Origin of the sequence: Vibrio bathopelagicus (assembly GCF_014879975.1) — a bacterium.
Lineage (GTDB): Bacteria > Pseudomonadota > Gammaproteobacteria > Enterobacterales > Vibrionaceae > Vibrio > Vibrio bathopelagicus.
This window is the reverse complement of sequence record NZ_CP062500.1, coordinates 3,030,680-3,042,504: the sequence shown is the minus strand read 5'-3', so window position 1 is coordinate 3,042,504 and position 11,825 is coordinate 3,030,680. Positions and strand designations below refer to the sequence as shown.

The 11,825-nt window shown below is 44.6% G+C and carries 8 protein-coding genes; 6 read left to right on the top strand and 2 right to left on the bottom strand.

Features of this window, described 5'->3' with window-relative positions; translation table 11 throughout:
* Positions 1-182: 182 nt before the first annotated feature.
* The 4 genes from pdhR to lpdA all read left to right on the top strand — a co-directional run bounded on the left by pdhR (position 183) and on the right by lpdA (position 7,256).
* Positions 183-944, top strand: a complete 762-nt coding sequence (gene pdhR / locus IHV80_RS13365) for a pyruvate dehydrogenase complex transcriptional repressor PdhR (RefSeq protein WP_004735446.1) — start codon at positions 183-185, stop codon at positions 942-944.
* 62 nt (positions 945-1,006) lie between these two features.
* Positions 1,007-3,670: a pyruvate dehydrogenase (acetyl-transferring), homodimeric type gene (gene aceE / locus IHV80_RS13360; protein ID WP_192889366.1), complete on the top strand. Its 2,664-nt coding sequence runs from the start codon at positions 1,007-1,009 to the stop codon at positions 3,668-3,670.
* Between the two features lie 26 nt (positions 3,671-3,696).
* Entirely contained in the window at positions 3,697-5,583 is a 1,887-nt protein-coding gene (gene aceF, locus IHV80_RS13355; protein WP_192889365.1) for a pyruvate dehydrogenase complex dihydrolipoyllysine-residue acetyltransferase, read from the top strand.
* A 242-nt stretch (positions 5,584-5,825) separates the two neighbouring features.
* Entirely contained in the window at positions 5,826-7,256 is a 1,431-nt protein-coding gene (gene lpdA, locus IHV80_RS13350; protein ID WP_192889364.1) for a dihydrolipoyl dehydrogenase, read from the top strand.
* Positions 7,257-7,455: 199 nt separating this feature from the next.
* Here the strand turns inward: lpdA and IHV80_RS13345 are convergent, their stop codons facing one another.
* A complete protein-coding gene (locus IHV80_RS13345) occupies positions 7,456-8,061 on the bottom strand; it encodes a LuxR/HapR/OpaR family quorum-sensing transcriptional regulator (protein ID WP_048664508.1) in 606 nt (201 codons plus the stop codon).
* 337 nt (positions 8,062-8,398) lie between these two features.
* On the opposite strand from IHV80_RS13345, the gene hpt reads away from it, so the two are divergent.
* The gene (hpt, locus tag IHV80_RS13340; RefSeq protein ID WP_010435974.1) at positions 8,399-8,929 is read left to right on the top strand and encodes a hypoxanthine phosphoribosyltransferase; all 531 of its coding nucleotides are present in this window, start codon (positions 8,399-8,401) and stop codon (positions 8,927-8,929) included.
* A gap of 93 nt (positions 8,930-9,022) precedes the next feature.
* Here hpt and can read toward each other — a convergent pair whose 3' ends face one another.
* Positions 9,023-9,682, bottom strand: coding sequence for a carbonate dehydratase (gene can / locus IHV80_RS13335; RefSeq protein WP_192889363.1), 660 nt, complete (start codon positions 9,680-9,682; stop codon positions 9,023-9,025).
* A 286-nt stretch (positions 9,683-9,968) separates the two neighbouring features.
* Between can and IHV80_RS13330 the strand changes: the two genes are divergently transcribed.
* Positions 9,969-11,600: a SulP family inorganic anion transporter gene (locus IHV80_RS13330; protein ID WP_192890773.1), complete on the top strand. Its 1,632-nt coding sequence runs from the start codon at positions 9,969-9,971 to the stop codon at positions 11,598-11,600.
* The last annotated feature ends 225 nt before the right edge of the window (positions 11,601-11,825 follow it).

The window sequence follows — 11,825 nt, the reverse complement described above, 5'->3', positions numbered from 1 at the left end:
ATGGTAAGACCAATTTGGTTGCTGTTTTAAATTTCATTTGTTAAATCGTGGTTAATTCACACTGCGTTCTATGATGCAGGTCAACTTTACACTGGACAGTGGCGTTTTAATTATGTTAATTTCTGCCCAACTTAAAATTGGTATTACCAATTGTCAGCGAAGAAAAAGAAGAACAACAAACTATGGCTTATCAAAGGATTCGTCAGCCAAAACTCTCGGACGTTATCGAACAAGAGTTAGAAAGGTTGATAGTGGAAGGAACACTGGCTCCAGGGCAGCAGCTGCCGCCTGAGCGCGAACTGGCGAAACAGTTCGATGTGTCTCGTCCTTCAATCCGAGAAGCGATACAACGTTTAGAAGCCAAACGCTTGCTTACTCGCCGTCAAGGTGGAGGTACGTTTGTTAGCGAAAATATCTGGAAAAGCTTTTCAGATCCTTTGCTTAATTTGTTGTCCTCCCATTCTGAAACCCAACTAGACTTGTTGGAATCGCGTCATGCGATGGAAGGGATTTCGGCTTACTTCGCGGCATTGCGTGGTACTGATGAAGACTTTGCTCGAATTCAAGCATGCCAAGAAAAAATTCACGGTGCGCAGGATAAAGGTGACATTGAAGCCGAATCTGCAGCGGTGATGGCTTTTCTTATTGCTTTAACAGAGGCAGCACACAATGTGGTGTTATTGCACATTGTTCGTAGCTTGGCTCCGTTACTCGAACAAAACGTCTTAGAAAATTTAAAGCTGTTGCATCGTCGTAAAGACGTTGTGGAGAAAGTGAGTATACATCGAGCTAACATTGTGGATGCGATCGTTTCAGGACAGCCAGAACAGGCTCGTGAAATGTCACACTCTCATTTAGCTTACATCGAAGAAACATTGATGGATTTGACCAAAGAAGAATCGCGCCGCGAACGTTCTTTACGTCGAATCCAACAGGGTAAATAGCCGTAATACTTCGGCTTTTTACGTGTTTAGTAGAATCCAACTAACAAAAAGGATAGATCGCCATGTCTGACATGAAGCATGACGTTGATGCTCTGGAAACTCAAGATTGGTTAGAAGCTCTTGAGTCAGTAGTACGTGAAGAAGGTGTAGAACGTGCACAGTTTTTACTAGAACAAGTTCTAGATAAAGCGCGTTTAGATGGTGTTGATATGGCTACAGGCATCAACACGAACTACATCAACACAATTCCAGCAGCACAAGAGCCAGCTTACCCTGGTGACGTAACTCTTGAGCGTCGTATTCGTTCGATTATTCGCTGGAACGCAATCATGATCGTATTGCGTGCTTCTAAGAAAGACCTAGACCTTGGTGGTCACATGGCTTCTTACCAGTCAGCTGCAGCGTTCTACGAAGTATGTTTCAACCACTTCTTCCGTGCTCCAAATGAGACGGACGGTGGCGATCTAGTTTATTACCAAGGTCACATCTCTCCAGGTATCTACTCTCGTGCATTCGTTGAAGGTCGTCTAACTGAAGAACAGCTAGATAACTTCCGTCAAGAAGTTGATGGTAAAGGTATCCCTTCTTACCCGCACCCGAAACTGATGCCTGAGTTCTGGCAGTTCCCTACTGTATCTATGGGTCTTGGTCCTATCTCTGCGATCTACCAAGCGCGCTTCCTTAAGTACCTTGACGGCCGTGGCCTGAAAGAAACTTCAGCGCAACGCGTATACGCGTTCCTAGGTGACGGTGAGATGGATGAGCCAGAATCACGTGGTGCTATCTCTTTCGCTGCGCGTGAGAAGCTAGACAACCTATGTTTCCTAATCAACTGTAACCTACAGCGTCTAGACGGCCCTGTAATGGGTAACGGCAGCATCATCCAAGAACTTGAAGGCCTATTCAAAGGCGCAGGTTGGAACGTTGTTAAAGTTATCTGGGGTAGCAACTGGGATTCACTACTAGCTAAAGACACTACTGGTAAGCTTCTTCAACTAATGAACGAAACTATCGATGGTGACTACCAGACATTCAAATCTAAAGATGGCGCATACGTACGTGAGCACTTCTTTGGTAAGTACCCAGAAACAGCTGCACTAGTTGCAGACATGACTGATGACGAAATCTTCGCTCTTAAGCGTGGTGGTCACGACTCTTCTAAACTGTTTGCTGCATTCAACAATGCAAAAGAGACAAACGGTAAGCCAACTGTAATCCTAGCTAAAACTGTTAAAGGTTACGGCATGGGTGATGCGGCTGAAGGTAAGAACATTGCACACGGTGTTAAGAAAATGGACATGACTCATGTTCAACACCTACGTGATCGTCTAGGCCTAGAAGACATTCTTTCTGATGAGAAAATCACAGAGCTTCCTTACCTGAAGTTAGAAGAAGGTTCGCCTGAGTACGAATACATGCACGCTCGTCGTAACGCTCTACACGGTTACACGCCTGCTCGTCTTCCTAAGTTTACTCAAGAGTTCAAGGTTCCTGAGCTAGACGCATTCGCACCTCTACTAGGTGAACAGAAGCGTGATATCTCTACAACTATGGCTTATGTACGTACGCTAAATATCCTTCTTAAAGATAAGAACATTGGTAAGAACATCGTTCCTATCATCTGTGATGAAGCTCGTACATTCGGTATGGAAGGTCTATTCCGTCAGGTTGGTATCTACAACCCACACGGTCAAGAATACACACCTGAAGATAAAGGCATCGTTTCTTACTACAAAGAAGCAACGTCTGGTCAAGTTCTTCAAGAAGGCATCAACGAACTAGGTTCTATGGCTTCATGGGTTGCTGCTGCAACTTCATACAGCACAAACGATCTACCAATGATCCCGTTCTACATCTACTACTCAATGTTCGGTTTCCAACGTATTGGTGACATGGCTTGGTTAGCAGGCGACCAACAAGCTCGTGGCTTCCTACTAGGTGCTACTGCTGGTCGTACAACACTGAATGGTGAAGGTCTACAGCACGAAGATGGTCACTCGCACATTCAAGCGAACACGATCCCTAACTGTATCTCTTACGACCCAACGTTTGCTTACGAGCTAGCGGTTATCATGCAAGACGGTATCCGTCGCATGTACGGTGAGAACCAAGAGAACGTTTACTACTACCTAACAGTAATGAACGAGAACTACGCAATGCCAGCAATGCCAGAAGGCGCTGAAGAAGGCATTCGTAAGGGTATCTACAAGCTTGAATCTCACGCTGGTGCTAAGGGCAAAGTTCAACTAATGAGCTCTGGTACTATCATGAACGAAGCGCGTAAAGCCGCTGAAATTCTAAGCGAAGAGTACGGCGTAGCATCTGACGTATTCTCTGTAACGTCGTTCAACGAACTAACTCGTGACGGCCAAGCGGTAGAGCGTGACAACATGCTTCACCCAGAAGCTGAAGAGAAAGTACCGTACATCACGACTGTTCTTGGTAAAGAACCTGCAATCGCAGTGACTGACTACATGAAGAACTACGCTGAGCAAGTACGTGCGTACATGCCAACTGAGTCTTACAAAGTACTTGGTACAGATGGTTTCGGCCGTTCTGACAGCCGTGCAAACCTACGTCGTCACTTCGAAGTTAACGCTGGCTACATCGTAGTTGCAGCTCTAACTGAACTGGCTAAACGTGGTGATATCGAGAAGTCTGTTGTTGCTGAAGCAATTGCTAAGTTCGATATCGACACTGAAAAAACTAACCCGCAATACGCATAAGACTGGCATTAAGGTAGGTAAATACAATGACAATCGAAATTAATGTACCAGACATCGGTGCTGACGAGGTTGAAGTAACTGAGATTCTTGTAAACGTTGGCGACAAGGTTGAAGAAGAGCAGTCACTGATCACTGTTGAAGGCGACAAAGCTTCAATGGAAGTTCCTGCGTCTCAAGCGGGTATCGTTAAAGAAATCAAGATTTCAGAAGGTGATTCTGTTTCTACTGGTTCTCTTATCATGATCTTCGAAGCGGAAGGTGCTGCAGCAGCACCGGCTGCGCCAGCAGTTGAAGCGGCGGCACCAGTTGCAGCTGCTCCTGCAGCGGCAGCTGAGCTTAAAGAAGTTCACGTTCCTGATATCGGTGGTGATGAAGTTGAAGTAACTGAAATCATGGTAGCTATCGGCGACGCAGTAGAAGAAGAGCAATCTCTTCTTACTGTTGAAGGTGACAAGGCTTCAATGGAAGTTCCTGCACCATTCGCTGGTATCGTTAAAGAAATTAAGATCGCTTCTGGTGACTCAGTATCTACTGGTTCTCTAGTAATGGTATTTGAAGTGGCAGGTTCTGGCGCTCCAGTTGCAGCAGCTCCTGCTCCAGCAGCGGCACCAGTTGCAGCGGCTCCAGCAGCATCTGCTGAGAAAGAAGTGAACGTTCCTGATATCGGTGGTGACGAAGTAGAAGTTACTGAAATCATGGTAGCGGTTGGCGATACAGTAGAAGAAGAGCAATCTCTAATTACTGTTGAAGGCGACAAAGCTTCAATGGAAGTTCCTGCACCATTCGCTGGTACAGTAAAAGAAATCAAGATTGCAGCTGGCGACAAAGTGTCAACAGGCTCTTCAATCATGACTTTCGTTGTTGAAGGCGCAGCTCCAGTAGCTGTGGCGGCTTCCGCTCCAGCACAAGCTCCGGCAGCAGCACCTGCACCTAAAGCAGAAGCAGTAGCTCCAGCAGCAGGCGACTTCCAAGAGAACGGTGACTACGCGCACGCATCTCCAGTTGTTCGTCGTCTTGCTCGCGAATTTGGCGTTAACCTTTCTAAGGTTAAAGGTACTGGTCGTAAGAGCCGTATCCTTAAAGAAGACGTTCAGTCTTACGTTAAAGATGCACTTAAGCGTCTAGAGTCTGGTGCTGCAGCATCTGGCAAAGGCGGCGACGGTTCTGCTCTTGGTCTACTACCATGGCCAAAAGTTGACTTCAGCAAGTTCGGTGAAACTGAAATTCAGAAGCTTTCTAAGATTAAGAAGATCTCTGGCGCTAACCTGCACCGTAACTGGGTAATGATCCCTCACGTTACACAGTGGGACAACGCAGACATCACTGAGCTAGAAGCATTCCGTAAAGAACAGAACGCAATCGAAGCGAAGAAAGACACTGGTATGAAGATCACGCCACTTGTGTTCATCATGAAAGCTGTTGCTAAAGCGCTAGAAGCATTCCCAGCATTCAACTCGTCTCTTTCTGACGATGGCGAAAGCATCATTCTTAAGAAGTACGTAAACGTGGGTATCGCAGTTGATACACCAAACGGCCTAGTTGTTCCTGTTTTCAAAGACGTGAACAAGAAAGGTATTTACGAGCTATCTGAAGAACTAATGGTTGTTTCTAAGAAAGCACGCTCTGGCAAGCTAACAGCAGCAGACATGCAAGGCGGTTGTTTCACAATTTCTAGCCTTGGTGGTATTGGCGGTACTGCATTTACACCAATCGTAAATGCTCCAGAAGTAGGTATCCTAGGTGTATCTAAGTCTGAAATTAAGCCAGTTTGGAATGGTAAAGAATTCCAACCACGTCTACAGCTTCCACTGTCTCTATCATACGATCACCGCGTGATCGATGGTGCTGAAGGTGCACGCTTCATTACTTTCCTAAACAGCGCACTATCTGACATTCGTCGTCTAGTACTGTAATTGAGAAAGTAATTATTAAGGTGGCTTTCGGGTCACCTTAATTCTTTATACAAAGACTATTTTTAGAGAACAGTTTCCGGCATTTCTCATAAACTGCGGGGGAATTGTTGTCTAGCTCACAGGCTAACTTAAAGCTACTTTCACACTGTTAACATCTCTGTAAAATGTTTCCTGTTTGAAAGCCCAATAATTTTAAGAACATCTACTCAGCCTGTTAGGGATAATGACTACAAGAGGTCACAATGAGCAAAGAAATTAAAGCCCAAGTTGTTGTACTTGGTTCAGGTCCTGCTGGCTACTCAGCGGCATTCCGTTGTGCGGATTTAGGTCTAGAAACAGTACTAGTTGAACGTTACAGCACTCTTGGTGGTGTATGTCTAAACGTTGGTTGTATTCCATCAAAAGCACTTCTTCACGTTTCTAAAGTAATTGAAGAAGCAAAAGCGATGGCAGAGCACGGCGTTGTATTCGGCGAGCCACAAACGGACATCAACAAGATCCGTATCTGGAAAGATAAAGTAGTTGACCAACTAACTGGCGGTCTTGGCGGTATGGCTAAGATGCGTAACGTTACTGTTGTTAACGGTTTCGGTAAGTTCACAGGTCCTAACAGCATTCTTGTTGAAGGCGAAGGCGAAGCAACTACGGTTAACTTCGATAACGCAATCATCGCTGCGGGTTCTCGCCCAATCAAACTTCCGTTCATCCCACATGAAGACCCACGTATTTGGGACTCTACGGATGCACTAGAACTAAACGAAGTACCAGAAAAACTGCTTATCATGGGCGGTGGTATCATCGGTCTTGAGATGGGTACGGTTTACCACTCTCTAGGTTCTAAAGTTGAAGTTGTTGAGATGTTCGATCAAGTTATCCCAGCTGCGGATAAAGACATCGTTAAAGTCTTCACTAAACGCATCAAGAACAAGTTCAAGCTAATGCTTGAAACTAAAGTGACTGCTGTTGAAGCGAAAGAAGACGGTATCTACGTGTCAATGGAAGGCAAAAAAGCACCAGCTGAAGCTGAGCGCTACGATGCTGTTCTTGTTGCTATCGGTCGTGTTCCAAACGGTGCACTTATCGACGCTGAAAAAGCAGGTATCGAAGTTGATGAGCGTGGTTTCATCAATGTTGATAAGCAAATGCGTACTAACGTTCCTCACATCCATGCGATCGGTGACGTTGTTGGTCAACCAATGCTTGCTCATAAAGGTGTGCATGAAGGTCACGTAGCTGCTGAAGTTATCTCTGGTAAGAAGCACTACTTCGATCCTAAAGTAATTCCATCAATTGCGTACACTGAGCCAGAAGTTGCTTGGGTAGGTAAGACTGAGAAAGAAGCGAAAGCTGAAGGCATCAACTACGAAGTTGCTACTTTCCCTTGGGCTGCTTCTGGTCGTGCTATCGCATCTGATTGTGCAGACGGCGTAACTAAGATGATCTTCGATAAAGATACTCATCGCGTAATCGGTGGTGCTGTTGTTGGTACTAACGGTGGTGAACTTCTTGGCGAAATCGGCCTAGCAATCGAAATGGGTTGTGATGCAGAAGATATCGCACTTACTATCCACGCTCACCCAACTCTACACGAGTCTGTTGGTCTAGCTGCGGAAGTATTCGAAGGTTCAATCACTGACCTTCCAAACAAAAAAGCAGTGAAAAGGAAGAAGTAATTCTTTTTTAGCCACTCGCTAATGTTTTTAAAAGCCGCTGATTCGTCAGCGGTTTTTTTATGTCTGATGTAAGGTGCAGGAACGTTTCACTTCGAGATGCGTGTACGCTACGCTCGAGATGCGAAGAGCGACTACACTCCACAAAAAAAGGGCTGACCGATTAGGCCAACCCTTTAACAATTTATCTCGAAGCTCGAATTTACTTATAAATGCACAGCATGTTCAAGTAGCTATCCGTTAAGCTTGAAAGCTCTTCAGGCGTTTCAACACGTTTCGCTTGAATGAATAGCGAGTAGCAAATGCCGTGGAATAGGTTTGCTAGATGCTTAGGATCGTGATCGTCGCAAACTTCGCCGCGCTCAATCGCTTTGCTAAACATGTTTTGTACTAACATTTGGTTAGTGCGGTTTGTGGTTACGAATAGAGGCCAAACTTCATCGCGAGTCGAAGCACTCCATTCAAACCATACGTTCAACCAATGGCTATCTTGAGCCACTAACGTCACCATTTCAGTCGCAATATTATGTAGGTTTTCTTTTGCGTGAATATCTAAGTCGATATTGTCTGAAAGGAAGTTAGAGAATTGGCGAACCACGTGATTAAGTACTTCATCAACCAGATCTTCACGGGTTGGGAAGTAGTTAAATACCGTTGCAACTGATACTTGAGCAATGTCTGCGATGTCTGCATGACCGCCACGGCCAATGCCACGACGAGAGAAGACTTCAAGAGCGATCTCCATCAATTGCAGTTTTCTTTTTAGGGGTGAAAGCCTAGTTCTAGGTCTCTTAGAGATTGAGTCCATTTTGTTTTCCTTGCCAACGAATTTTTTATATTAATGATTTTATTATTATTTAAGCCAAGATGAGTGTAATGGTGCATATGCGAATGGTCAATCCTTTGAGCTTGTTTTATAGGCAGTTACATCAAACTTGATCCATAAAGCGTGATCAGGATTGATGTGAAAGGAAGAGAGTATTAGACAAGGCACCAGCGCACACTTCGTTGAGAATGTGTGAGTAAATTCGAACCATAAGGTGGTGTGGGTATTTGAGCAATGCTAGACTTACCCACAAAATTGAGCGGCATCAATGGCAAAACTGTCTACACTTGTCGCAATCACCAAATAAAATGAGAGCAGTATGAAGCATACAGTTGAAGTCATGATCTCTGAGCAAGAAGTTCAGGATCGAGTGAATGAACTAGGTAAACAGATCACGGAACACTACAACGGTAGTGAAGATCTAGTTCTAGTTGGCTTATTACGTGGATCTTTTGTCTTTATGGCGGATCTTGCTCGTGCTATCGATTTAACTCACCAAGTTGATTTCATGACCGCATCTAGCTACGGCAACGGCATGGAAAGCTCGCGTGACGTGCGTATTTTGAAAGACCTTGATGACGATATCCAAGGTAAAGATGTTCTACTTGTAGAAGATATTATCGATACAGGTAACACACTGACTAAAGTGAAAGAGATTTTAAGCCTACGCGGTCCTAAATCTATCGAGATTTGTACACTGCTAGACAAGCCTTCTCGCCGTGAAGTGATCGTAGATACTAAGTGGATTGGTTTTGAAATCCCTGACGAATTCGTTGTTGGTGTGGGCATCGACTACGCACAGAAATATCGTCACCTACCGTACATCGGTAAAGTTGTACCTCAAGAGTAATTATTACTCTGTTGAAGACAAAACAAAAAGGCTCGCACAATGCGAGCCTTTCTTATATCTAGTGATTAAACGATAAGGTTTAAATCTTAATAATTAACCAAGAATTGGAGACGAAAGGATTTTATCAAGTGCATCTAAATGGCTATTTTCTAACGTGTTATTGCTAGAGCAACGCACACCAAGATCTTGCAATTTGCCATTGCCAATGCCGTAAACAACACCGTGGATTTCAACCTCTTGACCACGTTCCCACGCATTTTGCAGTATCGTTGAATTGCCCAAGTTATAAACCTGCTCTGCGACGTTAATTTCGCACAGTTTGTCACCCCATTGCTCACGAGGAAGACTCTCGATTTGCTTACGGTACTTTAGATAATTATCTCGGATGTGAAGTAACCAGTTATTGATCAGACCAAGTTTAGGGTTATCAATCGCTGCATTAACGCCTCCACAACCGTAGTGACCACAAACAATAATGTGTTTAACTTTGAGTACATCTACGGCGTACTGCACAACAGACAGGCAGTTTAGGTCGGTATGAACCACTTGGTTAGCGACATTTCGATGAACAAACAGTTCGCCAGAATACAAACCAGTGAGACGCTCGGCCGGTACACGGCTATCAGAGCAGCCGATCCATAGGAAACCAGGGTTTTGACCCTCTTCAAGCGTTGTAAAATACTCTGGTCTTTGAGAACGAATTTCTTCAGACCATTTAGAGTTGTTTTCAAAAAGCTGTTTAATCTCTGGCATTTTGCGTCTTACGTCCCTTAATTAAGAATTATAACTATACACAATGTTACAAATTCAATCTCGTAAAAACTGTGTCAACTCGCACTCATCTGACGTGTTCTGGCTGTTAAAATCATTAACTTAGCGTAGAAGCTAGCATCTGGTTATAAGACATGAATAATGTGATTGAATTAACACTTTCTGTGTTACAGACTCATTTGTTAAAGTAATAAGGTTTGTCATTTCATCATCAGGAAGGTGTGTTTTGTTTGGAAGTCGTTTTGCGGATATCAATCTCAAAGGAGATATGTTTGGCGGTGTCACTACAGCCATCATCTCACTGCCTTTAGCGTTAGCATTTGGTGTTGCTTCTGGAGCGGGTGCGGAAGCGGGCTTATGGGGCGCCATTATGGTTGGCCTGTTTGCTGCATTATTTGGCGGTTCCAGCAGTTTGATCTCAGAGCCCACCGGACCAATGACGGTGATCATGACGGCGGTGATGACCAGCATGGTCGCTAAATACCCTGAAACTGGCATGGCAATGACCTTTACCGTCGTGATGATGGCGGGTGCATTTCAGATATTGCTTGGGACATTAAAGCTCGGTAAATACGTTACTTTGATGCCATATAGCGTGATCTCCGGCTTTATGTCAGGAATTGGCGTTATTCTGATCATCTTACAGCTTTCTCCATTATTAGGACACGCCGCTCCATCTGGTGGGGTGATGGGGACGCTTTCTGCACTGCCTGATACCTTGGCGAACATGAAGTTCAGCGAACTGTTTTTAGGGGCATTAACGCTCGGTATCCTTTTTGGTTTTCCTGCTAAATACCGCAAGTATGTCCCTGCACAATTGGTTGCCCTAGTTGCTGTGACCTTGTTATCGGTCATTATCTTCGATACGGATTCTATCCGTCGTATTGGTGAAATCCCAGCAGGCTTACCTTCTTTAGTTATTCCAACGATTAGCCCTGAACTGTTCACGACCATGATAATTGATGCCTTGGTGTTGGGTACGTTGGGTTGTATCGATACACTGCTTACCGCGGTGATCGGGGACTCATTAACCCGTAAAGAGCATGACTCTGACAAGGAGCTTCGCGGACAGGGCATCGCCAATATGATTTCTGGTTTGTTCGGCGCTTTGCCGGGCGCAGGTGCCACCATGGGGACAGTAACGAATATCCAAGTAGGTGCTCGTTCTCCACTTTCAGGTGTTATTCGTGCATTAGTTCTGGCACTGGTGGTATTGGTGGCGGGTGGTTTGACTGAACCTATTCCAATGGCCGTGCTCGCGGGTATCGCGATGTATGTTGGTTTCAATATTCTTGATTGGAGTTTCATTCAGCGTGCACACAAGGTGAGTTATGCGGGCATGGGCGTGATGTATGGCGTGATGCTCCTTACGGTATTTGTTGATTTGATTATTGCTGTTGGTCTTGGTGTCTTTATATCGAATATCCTAATTATTGAACGTTTGAGTCGTGAACAAGCCAGACAAGTAAAGTCCATCAGTGATGGTGATGACGAAGACGATATTCCGCTGACGGACAGTGAACGTCAGCTGCTAGATACCGCTAACGGTAAGGTTTTGTTCTTCTACCTTTCTGGGCCGATGATTTTCAGTGTTTCGAAGGCGATATCGCGTCAGCACTCGAGCATCTCTGATTATGAAGCAATGATCTTAGATCTGACGGATGTGCCTATGATTGACGTGACAGTCGGTCTTGCGCTAGAGAACGCAATCAAAGATGCCCTTGATGCCGAATGTGAGGTTTATTTGTTGTGTCCAAATGAGAATACCCGTCAGCAGCTAGAGAAATTCCATGTGATTGATTTAGTGCCTGAGTCTAACACCTATCGATTCAGATATGAGGCGCTCACCGCCGCTACGAGTTATGTCGATAGAGACGAGCATCAATTCGAAACGGTTTAGCAATAAACAATTTTAGCTAAACTCTGTTTGGGTTTTCGCGAATATAATCGAATTCATTTATGAACACAAAATGCCGTTAAGCGAATGACTTAGCGGCATTTTTACATCTACAGGCAATAAGACTGCTCGTCTTTTAAAAAAGAAAGTATCAATCGATGTTTGTATTAATCGTCAATCAACGATAGACTTGCTTGCAAAATGGCCGAGTAAACAAGTTTTGGGTTA